Consider the following 23,230-nt stretch of genomic DNA (forward strand, 5'->3'; position numbering starts at 1 on the left):
TGAGATGAGTTTAAACTGCTGTACACAGGATATTCAACTTCCAACTGTCACGGTAAGCTATGTTGCATAAATCTGTTAAGCTCTAAGTAATATTTTCTTTGCTCATCAGGTTAAGGTGTCACTTATATAATGCTAATCTAACATAATGAAATGTGAGTGATTAAATATAGCAGAACAAGCGAGACAAATCTATAGAGATGTTTTTCAGAAAAAAGAGGATTTAACACTAGTGGATTAACGATCTTATATACCATATATCCTGTTTTCAGAATCTATTAGTTCATGAGGAGATTCCCATAATATAACTATTTTCTTATCTGGCCTATGGGCACGACTGTAATATTGTAGGATTCCCTGAAGAAATTATAAATTTGTCTAATAATAATTTAACACAAAATGGTTATATATATTACACTTATACAATAATACCTAATCTTTAAGCGTTGTAAAACTTTGAGCACTTGTAGATTTAAGTGAAATTTGGATATGTATCTTCATTTGCATAAATTAACGTTTTCTGGAGGAGAAAAATGGACATCACTTCAACATTAATTTCTGAAGCTAAAAAGGGTATGTGTTTACAGCTTACGTTAATTAACGGATTCAATCTGAGCGGAGAAATAACTGATATTGATAGCGATGGTGTAATCCTCAGGAATAAAGATAAATTAGCAGCTGCAGCTTTGACAGCAATTGTTGCCTGGCAATTGGACCTTATTAATAAAGAAGAAGAAGAAATTAACATTAAAGAAGTCGAGGACGAGTATACTAAACAAGGAACTAACATTTCCGAAGATGTACCTGCAGATGATATTGCAAAGATTTTAGATGGTTTTCATCCTGAAAAAGACGAACATAGTGAAATAACTCTAAAGAAGCATATCAACAAAGCACCTCAAATCTTACTTCAGGTGGAAAATGATTCTGATAAGAAAAAGTGGGATAGCATACTAAGCCGATACCAGAATGCTTCAAAGAATGACAACTTAGATTTAATTGAAGCATTAGCTGATGAATTAATCGCAATTGGTAATAGTTATCCAGGATGTGGAATATTTTATTATAATGCTGCATGCTTTAAAGTAAAGGGGCATAATTATCCAGATGCCAGTGAATTGTTTGACAGGGCCTTAAAAATTGATAAATACTCCAATTATGCTTACAATACTGCTTGCGCATATCTTCTGGGTGGAGATAAAAGTAAAGCACTGGCATATTTAGGAATTTACTTCTGCATGGAGTATTTTACTCAAGATGTAAACCTGTGGCATAGATTCTGCAGCATTGCCAAAGATAAAGAAGAATATCATATTTTCAGCATTGTTTTTAATGAACTTATAAGTAAATATTATCAGCTGGATGCAGGAACAGATAATTCTTTGGAACTTTTACTTAAATCAGCACTGTATGTTTTTACTGATGTAAAAGATGTAAGGGATAAAATTATCACTTTCTTTACTTTTATCGAAAATGCAGACAATGATATAATTGAAGAAAAGTTGGATCAATTTATTGATGAGTACAATTTTTTGATAGATAAAAAGGAATTATACAAATCAAATGTAGATTTTGATTATATTTACTCTTTGCTAAACGGAATTAATATCAAAGATGCCAATAAACTTCCTCAACCACCTGCGAAAGCAGCACTAAATATTAAGCTTGAAGAAGACGAAGAAGACATATTCTTTACAGGACATTGTTCCACATCGTTAAAGCGTGGCCACATTTACCGAGTTATTCCACCATATAAGTATGGTTTCTTAAAAGATGAAAACGGCATCAACTATCATTTTAAGTATGATTCTATTTTTGATAACATTGGATATCTGGATGGAGTTACAGAGGATAATCTATTCCCTGTACTTTTCAAATCCACACCCAGTACGCTAGCAAATTCATCTACCGATGAAACTGCAAGCTTCATTTGTTCTTATAATTTGCTAGACAATATGATCAATTTAGCACAAAATTTCTCTAAGGAAAGAGATTATCCAAATGCTATTCTTGAATTAGACAATGTGCTTGAGTATGACCCAGACAATGCAGAAGCAAACAAGCTAAAAGACAGATGGACAACTCTCTATGAAGACAAGTATAAGGTTCATGTTGATAAAATTAGTTTTCAGCCCCAAAATCCCTCTGAATGGAAAGCAATGGGGGATTTCTTACTTAACCTGGAAATGCATGATGAAGCTATAGAGGCTTTTAACAAATCCTCTGAAAACATGTCAGCATCTTCTAGTTCATGGTATGGACAAGGCATTGCCTACTTGAAAACTAAAAAGTATGAAGAGGCAATTGAATGTTTGACTACAGCACTTAAAAAGAATCCCACATATTATCATGCAAGTCACGCAATAAGTATTGCGTATAACCGTTTAGGAATGTATAAGGAAGCAATAGAACATAGCGAAGATGTAATAGGTGCCAGACCTGATTATAAAGATGCATGGGAGCAAAAAGCATTTGCTTTATCTAGATTAGGAAAATATGACTCTGCAATTAATTCTTATGATATGGTTCTAAATCTTGATCCTGAAGATTGGGATGCATTATCTAAAAAAAGCTCTGTTCTAATTAAACAAGATAATTTAGTTATGGCTATGAAATGTATCAACAAAGTGTTATCTCATGTCCCAGAACATCCAGATTCTCTTTTCACAAAAGGTTACATCTATCAGAAACAAAGTCGATACCAAGAGGCACTAGAATATTTTGAAAGAAGTCTTTTTTTGAATTCAAGTAATGTAAAAGCACTGACCAAGAAGGCATATATTCTTGCAATAATGGGTGAAAAAAATGTTGCTATTCAAGTAATACAAGATGCTTTGGATCTTAAAATGACTAACCCAAAAACATGGTACTACAAAGGTGTTGTTCATCATTATGCAGAAGAATACGAGGAAGCAATATCAGCTTATAAGAATTCATTGAAGTTGGAACCTGGTGTACAGCGTGTTATTGTATGCAAAGAAAGAGCTGAAAAGAAGTTAGATCCATCTATGGAATTGGTTGAAGAAAAGGACAACGAAATAAATGAGAATTCTGGTGACCAAGTTGAAGATTTAATATCAGCTCTTAATCAAAAATATTCGCTAACTTAAGTTGATGGTATAAATTCGAAAAGTTTTTGCGTAGAATTACGATGGTGACAGATACAATGGTTTCTAGTTTAAAAAAGGATAAGTCTGAATTGTGTGAAGAGTGCTATTATATCGCCAATTGTACTGATTATTTTAGTTACTGTGTATTTACTGGAAAAAAAGTTCCATGGACTAAATCTGATAGATTAGAAAGAAATATAGACAAAGAAGAGGATGCTAAAGGCATTGTCAAAATATTAGAGAGTCATAAAAAGGATATCGAAGCTAATTTCACATTGAGTGAAGCTGATAAAATAAAAAATCATCACATAATAGACGATTTGTTACGCAAATTTAAAGACAAAACACGTTATACGAATCCACGTTCATGTGATATATGTGGATTCAATAGTGACTGTAAAAGTTATTTTCTTCATTGCCCATATTTTTCTGTTAGAAAGTCTCTAAAAACGAAAAAAGATATATTAAAAAAAGCTAATCAAACTCCAATTTACCGCTGTAAAATATGCAAAGAAATTGTTTTGCCTACAAACCTATATTGCGCTTTCTGTATGAATTATGAAATGGAAAATTCAAAATGCAATGTTTGTGGTGAAATATTTTCAAATTTTGAAGATTATGAAGAACATTTATTAACACATCCAAGGTGTGAATTCTGTGGTAAAATATGTAAATCTAAATCTGAACTAAAAAAACATGTTAAGAATGAACATTATGAATGCGAATATTGCAAAAAAGTATTCAAATCAGAAAAAGAAAGAGAGAATCATATTAGGATTAAACACCATTGCAAAGTATGTGGCAATAACTACAAGTTGCTTGCAAGCCACATGAAAAAACATCCGTTTTGCGAAATCTGCAATAAATATTTTTTAACTAAAGACGAATATATTAAACAGCATGCAGAACCACACCCAACATGTAAGTATTGTGGGGAACAACGTCTATCAGAAATCGATTTGAAAACACATATTGAAAATCATAAGTGTCCTGTCTGTTTGAATTTCTTCCATCCTCTTAATGAACATTTAAAATCTCACCCTAAATGTGAAATATGTGGTAAACTCGCTTATGATGAGAAGAAATTAGAAGAGCACTTGCGTGAAGATCACCAATGTGACATATGTGGTAAACAGTTTGTTGACAAAAGAGAATTAATTGAACATCGAAATAACCATTTCAAATTTAATTGTTCTGTATGTGGAATGAAATTTATTAATGAATTAGATTTGAAGGAGCATCTTAAAACTCATCTTAAATGTAGTTTTTGCCCTGAAGCTTTTAAAAGTGAATCAGATTTGGCTAAACATCTAGATGATTTGCATCCTAAATGTGAGTTATGTGGAACAAGATTCCCTACAAAAAACATGCTTAAAAAGCACAAGCACAAAAAATAGTTTCAACAAAGCCAACAAATCACCTATAGAATAAATGAAAATACTCTTTCGCTGTGCAAAGATAGATTATGGATTTTTGAAGTTCCATTTATCTCATGGATTTTTTTAGCAAATTCTGCTGCAGGTAGAAAAATATCAGATTCAGAGAAATGGTACTTATAATGTGCTCCTCTTTCACATACAAATTCAACAAGATTAATTCCACAGTTATTAAGAATGTCTGAGTATGTTTGAGCAGATATTATATCTTGCTCACTTGGACTGGAACAGTCTTGATAATGAGGGTCAGAGTTTGGATGATTGTGAAATATAAGAACAGACGAATAGTCATAATCATTGCATTTAGTTAGAATCTGTTCAGTTGCTAAATGAATGGTAACTGCTTCTTTATTTATTCCTTTATTGGTCCACATGAGCTCAACGGTTTTGTTTTTTTCAAAACCAAGAATCACCCACTCATGTTTCTTATACTTCAAAAGGCCAGCAGCAACAGATGGAAAATCAGACAAGTTTTCATTGACATAATAAAATGCTCCCTTTGGGTTCATCCTTTTTTTGAACTCCATATCTACTGTAGTCTCACCCTCATGAAACGTATAATACTTTTTAATTGCTTTGTTTCGTCTCTTGTCTGCCAGTGTTCTTACTTCTTTTTCATTAAGGGCATGGAGATGTGTGACTATAAATATAAGCGCAATAGCTAAAAGAATGAGACTTAACACGAGAGTATTCATTTTGAAGATTTATTTGGTTACATCTTATTAAAAATGTTGTAAAATTAATGGTTCTGTACTGAGCCAAACTAAAAGGTAAATATTAAATAACCCACTCAATCTTGAGGAAATCCATATGATAATATGTATTCTCAACCGTTGCAGGTACCTTCTTGAATAAAGTCAAGTTAGATTCCAGAATCTCTTCTTGATTATCAAGTTAAAATACCACTTACGGATGTTCTTTGAAGAATACGATTTATTTATTTATCCTGCATAGGTAAGGCATCTGCTGGTATGAATTCGTGAGCTGATTTGCCTTGTTTCAGAGAGTTTAATAGATTTAAGCCTGATATGATAAAAGATAAAGCTACATTCAATGAATTATACTATTTCTCCAAAGGGACAATCCTTTAGTACACTTGATATTCCATTTGTTGATGTGTTCAATGCAGTCCTAAATGATTTACAAAATCTACATCTATCATCTCTCCCCCTGCCTTTTATTGTTAGCTCAAATATTCTATGATCAAGTTTCTTTAATGATATATTCCCATTTGTATAATGTACTTTTCTGAAAGTCCAGTTATAAATTACCTCTACATTATTTTTCTCAATAAACTCATCTGAACAAATCATTCTCCAACAACAGTTTTGGACCCCTTTCCCAGTATAAGAAAGTTCTAAAAAATCATATGAAGGTTCTGAATAATCACGTTCATAGTCATCACATTCTATGCACATTTTGGCAGTAAGAGATCCAAATTTTCTATCTTTTAATTCACAATAATAGAGATTATTTCCAGCTCCACTCTTTCCGATTAATTTTGCAAATCTGCAATTCAATTTAACAACCCAGTATATTATATGCGTAACAAAGTAAATAAGTTTTCATTTAATGTATATGGCCTGAACGTTCATCTGATATATTCCACCCAAACTTCTCAATTGAGTTATATCATCTGAACTTTGGATCATGTGAATTAAAAGTATAATATGGAAGAAACTAATTTTCGTAGAACAAGCAGACACATCTATAGATATATTTTCTTCTTTGGATAAGGAATCACAAAACAGAATCCTTTTCTATATGATTAAAGTTCTGCCTGTTTATTTCAGATGAAAAGTAGTTCATAACTAGAAGGGATTTGAATGCATAGAATCTTATTTTAATGCGCCTGAATTGGGCGGGGATGGCAATAAACAGTTTTCTGAATAATTATTGCATCTATTAGTGATTAAAGGGATTACGACTGCAATCAATTATGAAAATTTAGGAAGTTATAAATACAACTGAATTCATCCTATGTTAGGAGTAGATAAATTTGGCAAGTATACATCCAGAGTGGGAAGATATCGATAGATTCCATAACAAACTTACAGATGGAGAACGTTATATTGCGAAATATCTACATTCAAATCTCTCTGATGAATGGGAAATTTATGTTCAACCTTTTTTAAATGGATCTAGACCCGATTTTATTTTATTAAGCCAAGAATATGGAATAATTGTTATTGAAGTCAAAGATTGGTCGCTTAAAAGCTATTGTCTTGAAAATAATAAGTTATATGTAAAAACAACAAAAGGGAAACATGAACAATTAAATCCCGTTGATCAAGCGGAACATTATAGCAAGAAATTGAAAAAACTTATTTCACCTCTTGAATCAAAAATCAAGAAAGACAATAAATTAATACGTGAAATCATTTATTTCCATAAAGAAACACAGTCTTCTGTTGAAGAGTTTTTTCCAGAAATAAAGAAATGGGACAATAAGAGATTAGCTGGAAATGATGGATTAAATAAACTAGATGAGTTCATTTACCATTCTGTTAATAAAAATTATAGTTTGATGGATTTAGAAACCCTTGAATATATTAGAACATGGGTTCAACCGCCTTTTCATTTTAAAGAACAATGCAAGCCTATTGATTTTAATGTGATACCAAACGGAAAAGAAATAAAGAAACATTCTGAGCCTAATCCAGGTTCACATCGTATAAGGGGAGTTGCAGGAAGCGGGAAAACATTAGTACTTGCATATAGAGCAGCAAAATTAGCCAAAGAACATAAAGTTCTTATTGTAACTTATAATAAAACGTTGTGGCATTATATTCATGATAGGGTAGCACAAGCTCCTTTTGATTTTGAACGGAAAAATATTGTTTATACCCATTTTCATGAGTTTTGCAATGACATTTTAACTGAGTTTGATTATCCAAAACCATATAAAGAAGATGAAAAAGATTTTTATTTTAGGAATATTGTTTCTTTTGTCAGCAAAGCACTTTATAGCTCTTCTCAAAATGGAAAAAATATTGAAGAACATAAATATGATGCAATTCTGATAGATGAAGCTCAGGACTTTGAGGCAGAGTGGATTGATTTATTAAGGAAATTCTTGAAAGGAAGGAAAGAGTTTTTAATCGTGTGTGATGAAGCCCAGAATGTTTATGGACGCGATATGGGTTGGACTGAAAATATCGGAGCTAAAAAAGGTTTTGTTGGCCCATGGGGCAAACTGTCGAATTGCATCCGTCTTCCTAAATTAATAGCTGAAGAGGCAAATCGTTTCGCAAAAGATTATGTACCTGACGTGAAATTACATCCAGTACCTACCCAAACAAAATTGTTTGAATTTGATCCTATATTAAGGTGGATTTCTTGTAAAAACAAGGATGAATTAAATGATCAAGTTGAAGCAGCATATGATTATTTAGTAAATGAAATAAAGGAACAGCCAACAGATATTGTTATACTTTTCCAAAGCACAACCCTTGGAAAAAATATGGTTGAGAAGTTTGAAAACGACAAACATTTAAAAGTAAATGATGTTTTTGAAGATAACCATAAGACTGCTTTTTGGATGGGTGTTCCTAGAATTAAAATGAGTACAATTCATAGTTTCAAAGGATGGGAACTAAAAAATGTTATAGTCGTTGTAACAGTAAATAACCCTTCAGAAATATACACAGCAATATCAAGAACCATGCAAAACTTGATAGTTATAAACCTCATCCACAAATATGATGAATACGGTAAAAGTTGGCCTAGTACAGAACCTTTTGTGGTAGCAGTTTAGTTTAATTAATAATTCTGAACTTATTAATTAAGTTATATCATTTAAATTTTGAATGATGTAATTCAAGCATAATAGAGTAATCAATTTTAGCAGAACAAGCGAGAAAAATCTATAGATAATTCTCTTTTGTATGAGGAAACACAAAATGTCATCTCACTTGTATATAATTAGAGTTTGTCCTGTTTAATTCAGCTTAAGATATCATCAGTATCCATAAAACGGATTTTTAGATTAGGCCACATATTTTTAACTATTAGATACAAATTATAACCATATCTCTGATTACCATGACACGATACAATCTTAGTCCTTCAATGATTGCACGATTTTTCTATCATGATTGCGACCGTTACTTACGCTATCATGCAACGCCAAGAAAAGAGTGGAGCAGTAATGGAATACCGCTTGTTAACATAGCAGAGAGCCCAATATCAAAAAGGCTTTTACATGCAGGAATCAAGTGGGAAGAAGAGGTAGTTCTTAGTATACTAAAAGATGATGTAATACTGCCTGATGGACCTGGTGCTGTACATGAAAGAAAGCATACTATCGAATCGACATTGATATTACTTGATAATTTAAGCTTAGGAAAAGCGGTATTTCAACCTTCATTGAAAACATCACCTGATTTTCTACAAAAATATAATCTTTCTCCAGACCTGTGTATATTCAAGACATCATATCCCGATCTTATAAGATCAGTTCTAAACGACAAGGGTAAAAGTGTACTTCAGGTAATTGATATAAAAGCAAATGAAAAGCTAAAAGTTAGTCATAGGATACAAACTGCATTGTATACTTTAATGTTACAGGATTTATTGGAAAAGAATGATTTAGAACATAAAGTTGATTTTGAGCAAGCAGGTATATGGCTTTATGATCAAAACGAGCCTGATCTTTTCGATCAAAGTCTTATTATTAAAGTAGTAGAAGACTTTTTGACATATCGTTTACCAGATATCTTAAAATCTCCCATAGAAGATTTATCGTGGCATCTTTACTACCGTTGCGAGTTCTGTGAATTTTATAATTATTGTAGATCAGAGGCAACTGAAAAAAATCTAGTTTCACAAATCCCTTCCTTATCAGTTGGTGGAAGAGAGTATCTAAGAAATGCACCAGTACCAGGTGGAGTAAATTCACTGAGAGAACTAGAAATATTACTCAATGAGCAAAAATCAGAAGAATTTCTGGAAAAATGTGGATCTCTTAGAAATAAAAGAGATGTTTTGCGAAGCACTATCACTGCTTTTAATACGGGAGAAGTCATTTTTCATGGAGCCACATCGTTATCCATTCCAATTAATGAAGATATAAGTCTTTTTCTGACATTTCAATCTGATCCAATTTCAGGAGATATATATGCAGCAGGTTTCCGTCGGTTAAAAGGTAAAGATATTTATGGGAATACTTCGAGGGAAACCTTCCATATAGCAAAACATCCAGATGAATGTATCAAAATACAAGAATCATTTTTAAAAGACCTATTTGATGAATTAAAGGTATTACACGACTTTAATCATAATAAGGAATGGGGAGACCAGAAGTCTTTACAGACATATGTATTCGATACATATGAACAACGGCTTTTCAAGAAATTATTAAACGATGCATTGAAAGATTCACAAACTGCGCCTGTTGCTTTGAACTTATTGTTCTATTTCCAAGATACATCTTTATCTGAAGAAGAAACACATCCATCTAAAGAAATATCACATCCATTAGTTGTTCTCGTCCATGAAATCCAGAAAGTAGCAAGTTTGCCTGTCATATTTAGTTACCGTCTACCCGAAGTTCTTAATGCATTTCCTTCATCTAATTTTGATTATAGCATTAAACCAAATTCTTTATTCTGGTTTGAGCACAGTAACATTTTAAGATTCGATGCAATATCAATGGCATGGGATGGGGGACGAAATGAAGCTATAGATTGGGTAAAAGATGAACTTTCAAGACGACTTCTGGCTTATAGCAGTGTTCTAAGTGGATTCCGTGAAAAAGCACAAGAAATACTTGTCACTTGGCCACAAAAATTTGTAATCCCATTTTCTGATAATTTTAACTATCCTGAACTTTCAAGACTAATTTTCATTACAAGATATGAATCTTACAAAACAGCAATTGACCTACGTGAGATGCGTACCCATTTGCTGAAAGAAAGAATACGAGAAGGATTTAGTATTCCGTTAGAATATGTAGGATTGAATATATGGAGATTAATTTTACCTATTGATTCAAGCCTCTTTGAACAATATGAACATTTCAGTAATCTTCTTGTTCCAGAAGGAGAAGAAGGTGAAAAGTTGCAAATAGCTTTTGATGATTACAAATATCGTTCGGCACTTGATCCTCCTTGGGGAAGTAAAATCTCCTTTGCTATGATAGAGGATAAAAAAGTAGATCCTAAGGATGATAAACTGAAGTTGCTTCATCTAGATGTTCATTATGCAGCAGGGCAAAAAAAGTTTGAGACTGGAGATAGGATGGTATTTCATCCACGTTTCACCGATTTCACATCAATACGTCTAATTAGAAGACTTAAAGAACTTGACAAAGAAATTGAAGATAATGAGTTCATTAAACTACTACGCAATCCTGTAGTCTTTTCGGAACCTGTAAATGAGATTGAAAGCACTTACAATAGTGCTCAAAAATATGCGAATGAAAGTGATTTCACTAACAGTCAATTAAAGGCATTTAATCAAATGCTTAAAAATCGTTTAACTCTTGTTTGGGGACCGCCAGGTACTGGTAAAACACATTTTCTTTCAAAAGCGATTCTGAATTATATAAAAGCAAATAGAGATGATGGTAAGGCTGTTCGTATCGGAGTCACCGCATTTACGCACGCAGCTATTGAAAATCTATTAGTTAAGATACAGGAAGTATCCTGTGATGAAGAGCTTGCAGATGAAATATCAATTTATAAGCTTGGTTCTGCAAGGACTGGAAAAGGACAAGAACTCTTGAAAACCCAATCTGAATCCAGAATATATGACCTAATGAGTCACCCTTATCTTATTATTGGAGGGACTGTTTATAGCTTTAATAAAATAAGCAAGGACATGAATTCCGTTGATATATTAGTTGTAGATGAAGCTTCTCAGATGAAATTTAGTGAATTGGCATTAAGTATGAGTGTCTTCAATGACGGGAAACGTTTGGTCCTTGCGGGTGATGATCTCCAATTACCTCCAATCATATCTGGAGAGTATCCTGAATCAGAAGATGGATTACCAGGGCTGCATGATTCTATATTCACTTATCTTCGCCAGCGAGATGACATTTCCGATCCTAATTATACCTGCCAACTTCTTGAAAATTGGAGAATGAACCAAACTTTATCAAAATTCCCTGCTGAAACATTATATGGAGAGAACTACAAGCCATCCACTGAAGAAATAGCAATGCAGCAGTTATGTTTAATTCCTAAAAAGATAAACGACCAGTTCGTAGATTGGGTACTGGATTCCGATTATCCATTGGTTGTTTGTATTCTTGAAGATGTTAGAGCAACAACAAAGAATGTTATTGAAGCAGAATTAGTTGCTAACATAGCTGTTCAATTAAGAGAATGTCTAATTCAAGATGATAATTGTCCGTATCCAGATACAGAACAAGGTGATTCCAAGTTCTGGAAAGATGGTTTGTTCATAGTGAGTCCACATCACGCACAGATCAGAGCGATCAAAGATAGTCTTTCCAAACTGAGAGAATGGCATTTCCAACCATTTGTTGACACTGTTGACAAGATGCAAGGACAGGAAGCGCAAGCAGTAATTGTAAGTTATGGTGTAAGTGATGCAGAAACTGCAATGAATGAAGCAAATTTCATCTATAGTTTAAATAGACTGAATGTTTCAATAACAAGAGCTCGTGCAAAATCCATAGTGTTTTTATCTAGACAATTGTTAGAACCACCACTGGATATCTTGCAGAATACTAATAGTGCAGATGGATTTAACCACATGTTGAATTTGGTAGATTTTTGCAGGAAAAATGGCCTGGAAAAAACATTTGAGATTGAGTCATTAGATAATGAAGAAAATGTTAGATTGACGGGAATGAAGGTCAGATAATCATATTATGAATTTGTAGTAACTTCTTTTCCTTTGTTTTGATTGATCAATATCTAAACTTGGAATTCGTTAAAACATTTCTGCCTTACATAGGCGGAGATTATAGGATACATTCGTTTCAGTAATCGTATATTTGCAACTTTACTGTTGTTATATTGGTTCAAATTATCTCTCTCTCGTAAGATGGATGGGGATATATACAACTCAAATTTTTGCAACGCTTTTGCAGATGTCAAACAAAAATCAAATGTTAGATTTCTAGGAAACTGTATACGATTTATAATAGAGATAAAATCTTAATAGTTAATTTAAGATTTAATAATATATGAAAAAATTTATATGTGTAAAATTCTTTAGTATATACTTATGACAGAACTTGGAAATGAAATAAAATATCATGAAAATTTATTTACTAATGATCAAGCTTTAAAAGTTGGTAAAATCCATTTTTACTTATTAAAAGCTGATACTGAAATGCAAAAAAGATGTTGGGTAGAAAATACGTCTAATGAAACTTGTTTTTCCACTCCAGAAACGACTACTTTTGGAGATGAAGTTGAATCTGATGAAATTCACTGGTGGGTTTTTAAGAAAGAGCAACATCGAGATGAATTGATGAACAAGACAACAGAGGTCTTAATAAGTGCCCAAAAATTAAAAGAAAGCTCTGATAAATTAAAAAATGATTTTTATAACAAGACCTATCAAACTACAATAGACAAAATTATCCATTTTTTAGAAACTAATGCCAACGAAATTGAAAATTTATACCAATACGTTTTATGGCTTAACAGTAAAGATATCTTGGCTCCAAGCATGTTATTTAATTATCGGGTATGGGGATCAACAAGACTTTCTGCTAGAACACTACAAATAGATGCCAATGATAGTGATGAGGATGATGAAATAATAAAAATGTGTATTGAAATTGCTCTAGGATTATATTCGGAAGGACGATACAGCCTTTATGATACGGCTATGGAACTTGATGAAAATATATACAATGAAAAGCATGAAAATTTGCATAATTCTCTTAATAAACTATGTGCATCTTTAGATGAACCTTATTCTATTAATGAAATGCCTTATTCTAGTGAAGAATTACATGCACTTGTAAATGAAATATACAATTTAGTCGATCAATCATCTGATTCTAAAACAAATTTACCTTATTCTATTGAGCAATTACATGCATATGTTGAAGATTTAAGTATGCCAAGAGAAGTATCTTATGAAGAATTAAGCGTTAAAACTTCTCATGCAATATTGGATGAACTTGCTGAGTACTTTGAACAAATAAGAACATGCCTAAGAAACATCCAAATTGATATTAAGAAATATAATTCAAGTGATTTTTTGCTATATGACTCATCTTTTTGGGAATATGCTATCCAAGAATCAATACAACCAGGAAGAATAGAAACTCCCTTATGGGATTTCAAACAAACACTTGAAATGTGGCATGTTGGAGAAAATATTAAAGAGGAAAAATGTGTTGATTTTTGCAAGCATATAGCTGCGTATGCAAATAATGAAGGGGGGGTATTAATTGTTGGAATCACTGATAGTGAACCAAGAGAATTTGTAAATATAGCAGATTTAGAAAACAAAGTACAATCAATAAAATCGACAATTCAAAGGTACATTGACTATGACAATGATTTTACCCACATACAACAGATTATCATTGAAAATGGAAATGCAACAGAAAGTTGTTTAATCATTGCAATTGCACAAACTAAGAATGTGGTGGGAGTTAAATGCAATGATGTCAGTTATTCTTATCCTTTTAGGACACAAACTGGTAAGGCATACAAAAGCTTTAATGAAATTCAATCTGATAAAAGGTCTAAAAGGGTAAATCATGACAACTTTTATTTTGTCTCTAAAATTAACCGTATGCTTTTATCATCCTGAGGATTGTTTTTTAATTTCGATATGAGCTGTTACCAACAATTTAACAGCTCCATATCCATAATGTAATCAATGAACAGTATTTATACGCCTGAATCGGGTGGGGTCTATAGGATACTTTCATCTCATAATTCAGTAATTGTGTATTTGTAACTTTACGGGATAATATGTTTGTTCAAATTATTCTCCTCTCAATAAGTTATGGGGCTGATGGTTGGTTTTATCTATACTAAATAATTAGTACCTGAGCCAAAGAAAGAAGTAGGGGTGAATTTTTATATTGAAATAACAATCTAACTTCTTACATAATTTGGATGGATTAGATTATAATAAAAGGGTATTATTACTGAAGAATGTGATATTTTAGTTGCTTCTTCTTCTTTCAATAACGGTGATAAAGATGGCAAAATCTGTTTTTGAAGGTGAATGGCTGTTTACATCGCCTTCGAACTCTTCTATTATCAAACGTGGGGATGTTTTAGGCTGGCAAAAGATCGCAAATGATTTTTCAGATATGCTCGCCCCTGATCTTAATAATGGAACTCATGATGCACGTTGGATCTCGATATTGTCATGGTGTCTTGTCGTTTCAAATACAATTCCGCTTAGGCAGGATTTTGATCGGTCAGAACTGTACAAGTGGTTAAAGCCTCTTGAAGTATTTTGGATAAAAGCTACTCTTGAAAAAATAGCTTCTGACAATAAATACGGAAACTACAGTGATTATCAGCTTCCAGGTCGCAGGAAAATAAAAGAGTGGTCTGGAAAATATAATGATCTCAAAGAACTACTTGATGACTTGGATAATTTTCGTTATTCAGGGATATATGGTACATACAGGACTATTTTAAAAAATGTACCTGGATTCACAGAAGATTGTGATGGTTGGACACCAGATATTGTAGCTACTGACCTTGCAAATCAATATAATATCCCATATCAAAAAAATATCTCTGCTAGAGGTAATCCTCAACCAAATGCATATTGGCTTGGTAAAACATCTATTGAAAATAGTGATGAGAAGTCATTATGGGACTTAATACGGAGTCAAAGAATTAGCAGGCTGCCAACTTCAAAAAAGAGTGTGAGTAATCTTACAAAAAAGGAAGAACAGATTCTTATTAGTGCTCTTTTTTCGAAAGATGGGAATGGTAAAAGACGTAGAATTGTAGCAAATGCCATCGAAAAATCAAATGCTCAATCTTATGCGGATCTCTGCAATGATGTCTCTAAAAAGTTACAAGATATTCCAGATGCATACCTGCTATGCCCATTTTCAAGGCTTTCTGATTCAGCAATCGATCTTTTGAATAATATCTGGAATTGTATAAAGGACAAACCACGAGTAACTCTTTCTGAAGTCCATATTACTGGAGATTGTCGACAGCAATTAAAAAATTCAGTGGATTTATGGATTGAAGCCAAAAATGACTCTTTAGCCAACAACTTTAGAATAATTGATCAATTTGTTTCTATGATTTCAGATATTGATAACATGAAAGATGCAGATCTTGTCAGGTGTATTGTGAACTATCACTCAGAAAACTGTAGAGGTCGTAAATGGATGCAAATAAACAATGAGTACGTTGAACCTTTGTTATTTTCAAATACTACAGAAGCCTCTTATTATCGTTTCCGTCTTTGGCAATTGAGTAGGTTGGCATTACAATGTGGTTTTATACATAATATTCCAGGTATCCTTTCACAAGAATCATTTTATATGGAGGATTATGATGAATAAGAATCCCCTTTTTACATCATTATATCCTATTTCTGAAGGACCATCAAAAATTCCACTTAAAATCCTAATGACCACATTTGATAGTCCAGATCCCAATTTTCTGTTGAAGGATTTACTTCCAAAACTTTTGAAACTACAAAAAAATGGAATTGATGAAGAAACGTTTCCATATCATGTGTATGATGCTCTGGAGCGTACTGACGCTGAGATTATTTCATCTGTGAGTTCATTTTCTAAACGACCCGATGATTACATTTTTAGAAAAATAAATCTTTGTAAAGTGGGGTGTAATAAAGATGAAGTTCAACATTCTAAACTCTGCCTAATCTATAGCAAAGATGAAGAGAATGAATTCTTGGATATTGCAATCTCATCTGCAAATTTGTCTAGATCTGCGTTTGAAGATCAGCTGCAAGCTGCATGGAAGTATTCTGTAAAACTCTCTTCTAAAAATACATATTCTCGCTCTTGGGGGGTCCTTCCTAGGTTTCTAAGCAAATTGAGTGAATCATGCGGTCAAAATGAAAAATTATGTGAGTGCTTTATAAAATTGCTAAAAAGGGCAAAACCTCCTGAAAATGTGATTTTTCTGGCATCAGTGCCAGGCACATATGATAATAATGAGTATTGGGGTAGTAACGGATTAAAAAAAATCAATTACCGTTCAAACAATGATACAAGGATTACAATCTTTAGTCCATTCGTTGGTTCTTGGGATAAAAAACAGTTGAAGAATTGGAAAGAGCGTCTGAACAAAAAAGAAGAAAATCTGGAATTAATCTGGATAAATAAAAATCATAAGTGGGCAGAAAAAGAAGTTTGGAAAATGCCAGAAAATACTTTTAGAAATTTAAGTAATATTTGTAAATTTAAAGAACTAGAAATCTCAGGTCAGAATGGATATCTTCATTGTGATCAAGAGCCAAATGATAACCGCTGGAGCCATGCAAAATTGTATTTTGTTGGAAATGAAAATGATAACTGGCTAATACTAACTTCTGCGAATTTCACACAAGCTGCATGGGGGAAAATTACACCTAAACAAATCAGAATTAACAATTTTGAATTAGGTGTAGCCTTAAAAAACGTGGATGGATGGCCTCCAGAAACGGTTGATATGAAGAATGATTGTTATTATACAGAAGATGAAGGTTATGACATTCCAGATGATGAATATGTATGGTCGGAAGCAACATGGGATGGTCAAAAATTAGAAGTTTTGGTTCGTTCAGATATAAAACCCAATAACAAAGTAATAATTCAAATTGCCAGTTTCGATAGAAAGGAAAGGAAACGGACTTCGACCTGGGAAAATAAAGGAAAGCATTGGATTTGGTCAAAGAATTGGTCTGAGAAGCAAGGTGTTCCACATATTGTTACTATTAATAATATTGGAAAAGATTACCTAATCCCTATTCTTAATCTGAGAGATAGTAAAGATATGATAAAGGAAAGTATTCCTGAACTAGGTTTTTCAGATGAAGAAGAGAAAAATATCTATGATGACATAGTATACAAAAGGTATTCCTCTTCTAATTATGTTGAAGTTGTAGAAAAATATCATAGAACCGTTTCATACAATAAAACAAAGGAATCCAGGGATTCCTCCAATTATGATTATGGAGTGTTATTATCAAGAGATATGTTTAAGCTTGTTGATAATTGGAATGAAAAACGAAAAAAGGATGAGTATTACAGAGTCGATGGATATAAGTTGTCGAATTACTTTGCAAGATTGGCAGAAAACCAACAAAATAAGATTACTAGAATTGCAGCAGAATTGTGCAAATCTGAGATTGATCTAATTCTTTCTGAGGGATAAAATGAGTAATTCGGATTGTTTTGATGGTAGATCCTGGCGATTTTTGAATGATTCTCAAAAATATGTTGATAAATGGAATTCTACTGAATATAAGAAGTTGGAATCAGAATCTACCAAAAGGCAGTTTTTCACGGCTTCAGAAATTCTTAATCGATTAAACCAACAACAAGGTGTTATACTTGCTGATGATGTAGGACTAGGTAAAACTACAGTTGCTGCCCTTGTTGCATGGGTATATGCTGGAAAAGGAAAAAGTGTCCGAATACTTGCACCTAATGAAGTTATGAAACGTAAGTGGTTGGAAGAGATCGATAACCATAAAGATGTAATAGATGGGTGTGCAAAATCTTTAGATTTTCGACATGTCAAGGTTCATAAAGAAAAATTAGATAAAGCAACGTTTTCGGGAATATATGTATCTACGCATAACAATATTATTATGAATTCAGAGAGTCTAAAATGTAATTTATTGATTATCGATGAAGCTCACCGTGCAAAAAGTTCAGAAAGTGTGTTTGCGCAAAAATTAAAGAAGAATATAAAAAATAACCAAAAAGTTCTATTTTTAACTGCAACACCATTCAGTATAAACTTATCAGAGTTAGAAAATATATTGAATTTAATAGGAGCAAAGGATATTGACACCTCATTTATAGAGAACATTGAGAAATATTGGGCTAATAAAAACAAAGATCTTGATGTTGATATGGTTGCTACAGATAATTTCTTGAGAAAATACATAATTAGACATGGAGTTTCTGACTTGCGAAAAGAGTCGTATGTATTTGGGAATCTTGATGAAGATTATAATATGGGGAATAATGAATCCGCTGATGATAATTATATTAAAATGCTATTGCAGGCTGATAGGTTACTGAGGTTATGCAAAAATTTGAATATTTCGGATCATCACAATACGAACGATCCACGTTATCATGTTGGTCTGGGGATGTTAAAGGATAATCTAAAAAAGATTAGAGATTTCTGCGATGAAAATGGAAAACAAAATTTATTGATTGAAAAATATTGCCATGATATAGAAAAAAACGAATGGATGAAAAGCATCCATCCCAAAGCATTCCATGTTGCAAACGAAATAAATGAGATAGTAAAACAAAATGAAAAAGTCCTTGTTTTTTGTGAACATCATGCCACAGCAGCTGAGATTACTACAGCTATTGTAGAGAAGCTGAATCCAAAAATGTATACTGAAGGTGAGTTTAATCCAGATTGGAAAAAAGCGTGGGATAATATATTCACAAACGCAGATAAAAGGGGTAAAATACCTTCTTCATCAATACCATACAAAGAAGCGTTTATAAGGTGGATGTCAAGTCAGTACATTATTGATCAAATTGAAAAGTGGATTGGGTATCCTACCAATAATGAAAAGGAAATATGTAAGTGTCTAAAAAATACATATGTAAAAAATCATCAGGATAAGTATCAGCTTAGAATCGCTGATGCTGCATTAAATCTCTTTAAAGACCTTACTCATAAAGATTCAAAGTCTACCATAGCAATTTTGAGGTCACTAGCTCAGAAAGGTAGTTTTGGTTCCAAGATGCCAAATACTCAGATAGTTTCGGCAATCGAAAAAAATGGTATACCTGATCACTTAAAAGAAGGATTAGATGAATATGTTTACGAAAAAGATAACTCGGATCTAATCACGAAAATTTTTAATAGCCCATTCGGCCCTGATGTTTTGGTTGTTACAGATAAATATTCAGAAGGTATCGATTTACATGGATTTTGTCGATATTTAATACACTATGAGCTAAACACCAGTCCTATAAAAGTTATGCAAAGAAATGGTCGTATAAGAAGAGTCAACAGTTGGGCAGCGAAGGTCAATGAACCAATATGTATAGGATATCCCGCATTTATTGGTACAAGGGACGAAAAGTTGGTTAAGATAATGGCACAACGTATCGAACTTTTTGATACTATGTTAGGAGGTGTCGGATCTAAAATAAACCTTGATACGGATGAGTTACTTTGTGATGACGAAATGAATGCTTTAAAGAACAAAAATATAAAAAACAAAATGAATTTTGCAATATATGGTGATTGAACACAACATCTAGATTGATAACTTACGAATATTCATGTTATTATTCTTTCATTGGTAAGCTGAATTTTTCATTTGATGTATATATCCTGAATACTCAGTCGATATATTTCACTTGAACTTTCAATTGGATTATATCATCTGAACTTTGGGTCGTGTAGTTCAACGCAATAAAATGGAAGAAACTAAGTTTAGCAGAACTGGCAAGATAAATCTATAGATATGTTTTGTTCTTTGGATATAATCAATAATTTAATACAATACATCAATAATATTATTTACCTGTTCAATAATTATTTTTCGATCTTTCATTATTTCATTCATTGTTTTAGATGTATAATGTGCTGAACCATTTCTATAGTCTGAAACCGTTTTGCATGATTTGAATACTATATTTTTGTTTTTGTGAAATCTAGCCAAAAAATAATTATTTGCCTCTTCTACTATTGGATTAAAGCTGTAATTTTTACAATCATCAAAGATATACGGCCAGGACCCTAAAGTTATAGTCCTATCTTTTTTTCCAAGAATATTTTTCAAGCTAGCAGGTAAGTTCCTGAAATAATCATCGGGAATGGGGAATCCATGTTTTTTATGAATTTTTTTCCTCAATTTAATAGAAACTTTTTTGTGAAGAAGGCTTTCTACTCCTTTTCCATAACTTACCAGAGCCATTGTAAAATCAAATTCATCCTCATTAACTGACTTAGGAATATCCAACACTAGACGTTCTGCACTCATAAAGAATTTTTTAATATTGTCATCTTTTATTTTATTAAAATTAATTGTGTCCTTCTTTAAACGATTGTATTTTTCCTTAAGCTTTTCAAGACCTGGATGATCAGCTTCTATTTCCATTGCTTTATCGATTGACTTTTCAGCATTGTTGAAGTCCAATAGCTGCTCATAATTTAAGCCCAAATTTTTCCACAAATCGGGGTATTGAGAATCAATCTTCAGTGCATCTTTTAGATATTTTATAGACTTATCGTGCATGCCTAAATCAAAATACATATGAGCAGTGTATTCATTTGCTGAAATCTCCAGCTGTTTATCCGCACTTAGCTGTCCAATTGACATTTCAGAAAGAAGGAGTGCTTCCTCCACTAATCCTTTGACAAATAAGACCTTACATGCAATGCAAATCATGTCATGATGGATGCTTGGTTGGGACAATTTGGCACTATGGTCAAAAATATTATCTAAAACTTCTTTAAGTACATTAGGTTTTTTAATGGGAATTAAGTTATCAATGCACAACTTAATAGCAGGAGGGAGAATCTCAATCGCTTCAATTTCTTCTTCTGGCGTAAATTGGTGTTCAATATCATCAACTTCTTGCTTACAATTGTCTAAATGACTAAGAGTCTTGATGAGAGGCACAATTGCTCTTGAAATATTTTCAAGACCTTTCTGATTGTTGTCTTGCTGGAAATCAATAAAAGCTAAATAAAGATACGATTGAGTGACAATTTTTTTATCAGATGATAATATCAATTTTACAAAATCATTCTTTGCTTCTGGAACATTACTTTGATTATATTTAGAAATTGCAAGATTTAATTTTAGCTGCTCATTTTCTTTAATCTTTAATGCCATTTTCAGATATTCGGATTCACGTTCAAATTGGAATGAATTTCTCAGAGATTCTGCAATTGCCACAAGTCTATACTGCTCTTTGTTTTGTTCTTCTTCACTCAATTTTTTATCATCTAGTTTTTCTGCAGTCCATGAAAAGTGCTTATCAATTTGGGTTATTCGTTCATCCGCTTTATCTACTAGATCATCTCTTTGATTTTCTCCTAAAGCAATGATATCATGTAAACATTCATATTCCCGATCAAACTGTTCAGTTCTTCTATATGTGCAAGCAAGGTTCCACATCAAGCTTAATTTTTCAATTCTGTTAGCCCTTTCAATTCTTTCCCTAGCATTGTTAATGTGATTTTCAGCATCATTATTTCCAAGCAGAAAATCCATTTCTGCCATTCTCAAAAGTGATAACGTAGTTACAATACGGGGATTTTCGTATTGTTCAAAAGTTTTTCTACCTCCCTTTCTTTTCCTCTTATTGACTCTAAGTGTTTTAGATGCAAAATCGAATAGCTCTTTATATAGAGAATATGCTTTTTCAAATTCCATTTTATCTCTATTGATGTCTCCTAATTTGCTTAGATATCCTGCTTTTCTATAGTCATCTTCAGTATTTTCACTTAAAAATGAATATGTAGTTTCAGCAACATCTAAGAATTTATTGAGATACATTCTATCTGCAAATAACTCTAAAGACAGAATACTTCTATTTTTTTGATTGAAAGTAGCAAGATAATCAGTTAAGTTCTGGTTGTCTAATGTATATGTACCATTCAATAGTTGTTGCTTTTCATTTAAAGATAGAGAATTGAACCATATTACAGAAGTGATTGAAAACGCATCCGCTAAAAACTTGATATATTTTAATGAAATTTCTTCTTCAGAAAACTCATTAACTATTCCGATGTCATAATCATTCAATATTTTTGTCAATTTTTCTTCAAAACCTAAAGTCAAAATATTGATTGCTAATTGCCATTCTGCATTTGCTGGATTTGAACTGTAATAATCAGAGTTTGTAATATTTTCCGATAAATATTTTTGAAATTCAAAGTTATCTTTTTTTTCAGTATCTGAATCCCAGTAAAACTCTCCCTTCCTTGAAAAATATTCAAGATCGAAATGGCTTGTTTGATATTCCTGAATTACATCACGAATAGCATTTGCTGCTTGATCATCTTTTGTTTCAAGAGCAATTTCATATCGTTGGTTGAAATATTCAAGACTTTCATTTAGGCTTCTCAGGTGCATTTGGAAATATTCTTCAAGAAAATCCTCTTGTTTAATATTAAAAAGGCCATCTCCACGTTCTTCAAAGACAATAGGAAGGCGAAAAGTATGTTTCAAATCCTTATCCACGATTGATTTTTTCTTTGCCTGGCTATTAATCGATAAATAAGGATTGAATATTTTGTTTACATCATAATATGAACCATCCAACAATAATTTCTGGATATAAAGAGCAGTATTTTGGATAGCATTTGCATCTTTTTTTATCATATTGTAAATATGTAAAGCAAATCCAGGATCTCTTCCTCTTCTAAGAAGAAAAATGTTTTGAAGAATACGATGTTTGCCAATCTCTTTGCGGGTAGCATCCTCTGCTTCATTGATTATTTTGTACAAATGCTTTCTCGAATCGATATTATAGGATTCCCATAAAAAATACTCAACTACATTTTTCTCAAATTGCATTTCCAACATTCC

11 protein-coding genes are annotated in these 23,230 nt (G+C 32.4%); 8 read left to right on the top strand and 3 right to left on the bottom strand.

All coding sequences use genetic code 11. The features are described 5' to 3' along the window. Positions 1-530 precede the first annotated feature (530 nt). Entirely contained in the window at positions 531-3,107 is a 2,577-nt protein-coding gene (locus J2746_RS02480) for a tetratricopeptide repeat protein (protein ID WP_209615762.1), read from the top strand. Positions 3,108-3,148: 41 nt separating this feature from the next. Beyond that, a complete protein-coding gene (locus tag J2746_RS02485; protein ID WP_209615765.1) occupies positions 3,149-4,504 on the top strand; it encodes a C2H2-type zinc finger protein in 1,356 nt (451 codons plus the stop codon). Between the two features lie 23 nt (positions 4,505-4,527). Here the strand turns inward: J2746_RS02485 and J2746_RS02490 are convergent, their stop codons facing one another. Together J2746_RS02490 and J2746_RS02495 are read right to left on the bottom strand one after the other, a co-directional pair. Further along, positions 4,528-5,238 carry a hypothetical protein gene (locus J2746_RS02490; RefSeq protein ID WP_209615767.1) on the bottom strand — a complete coding sequence of 237 codons (711 nt, stop codon included), beginning with the start codon at positions 5,236-5,238 and terminating at the stop codon, positions 4,528-4,530. A gap of 363 nt (positions 5,239-5,601) precedes the next feature. Continuing rightward, positions 5,602-6,063 carry a hypothetical protein gene (locus tag J2746_RS02495; RefSeq protein WP_209615770.1) on the bottom strand — a complete coding sequence of 154 codons (462 nt, stop codon included), beginning with the start codon at positions 6,061-6,063 and terminating at the stop codon, positions 5,602-5,604. Positions 6,064-6,542: 479 nt separating this feature from the next. Between J2746_RS02495 and J2746_RS02500 the strand changes: the two genes are divergently transcribed. The 6 genes from J2746_RS02500 (at position 6,543) to J2746_RS02525 (ending at position 19,933) form a co-directional block, all read left to right on the top strand. After that, positions 6,543-8,300 (top strand): nuclease-related domain-containing DEAD/DEAH box helicase, encoded by a 1,758-nt coding sequence (locus J2746_RS02500; protein ID WP_209615773.1) that lies wholly within the window; start codon positions 6,543-6,545, stop codon positions 8,298-8,300. Positions 8,301-8,587: 287 nt separating this feature from the next. Then, on the top strand, positions 8,588-12,379 hold the full coding sequence (locus J2746_RS02505) for a bifunctional RecB family nuclease/DEAD/DEAH box helicase (protein ID WP_209615775.1): 3,792 nt from the start codon (positions 8,588-8,590) through the stop codon (positions 12,377-12,379). A 366-nt stretch (positions 12,380-12,745) separates the two neighbouring features. Continuing rightward, complete coding sequence (locus J2746_RS02510; protein WP_209615778.1) at positions 12,746-14,296, top strand: AlbA family DNA-binding domain-containing protein; 1,551 nt, start codon at positions 12,746-12,748, stop codon at positions 14,294-14,296. A 397-nt stretch (positions 14,297-14,693) separates the two neighbouring features. Next, complete coding sequence (locus tag J2746_RS02515) at positions 14,694-16,034, top strand: hypothetical protein (protein ID WP_209615781.1); 1,341 nt, start codon at positions 14,694-14,696, stop codon at positions 16,032-16,034. Beyond that, on the top strand, positions 16,027-17,856 hold the full coding sequence (locus J2746_RS02520) for a tyrosyl-DNA phosphodiesterase 1 (RefSeq protein ID WP_209615784.1): 1,830 nt from the start codon (positions 16,027-16,029) through the stop codon (positions 17,854-17,856). The genes J2746_RS02515 and J2746_RS02520 overlap by 8 nt, the downstream gene beginning before the upstream one ends. A 1-nt stretch (position 17,857) precedes the next feature. Next, complete coding sequence (locus tag J2746_RS02525) at positions 17,858-19,933, top strand: SNF2-related protein (RefSeq protein WP_209615788.1); 2,076 nt, start codon at positions 17,858-17,860, stop codon at positions 19,931-19,933. Between the two features lie 249 nt (positions 19,934-20,182). Here J2746_RS02525 and J2746_RS02530 read toward each other — a convergent pair whose 3' ends face one another. Beyond that, positions 20,183-23,218, bottom strand: a complete 3,036-nt coding sequence (locus J2746_RS02530) for a tetratricopeptide repeat protein (protein WP_209615791.1) — start codon at positions 23,216-23,218, stop codon at positions 20,183-20,185. Positions 23,219-23,230 lie beyond the last annotated feature (12 nt).

This window comes from Methanolobus bombayensis, assembly GCF_017873415.1.
In the GTDB taxonomy this organism is placed as follows: Archaea; Halobacteriota; Methanosarcinia; order Methanosarcinales; family Methanosarcinaceae; genus Methanolobus; species Methanolobus bombayensis.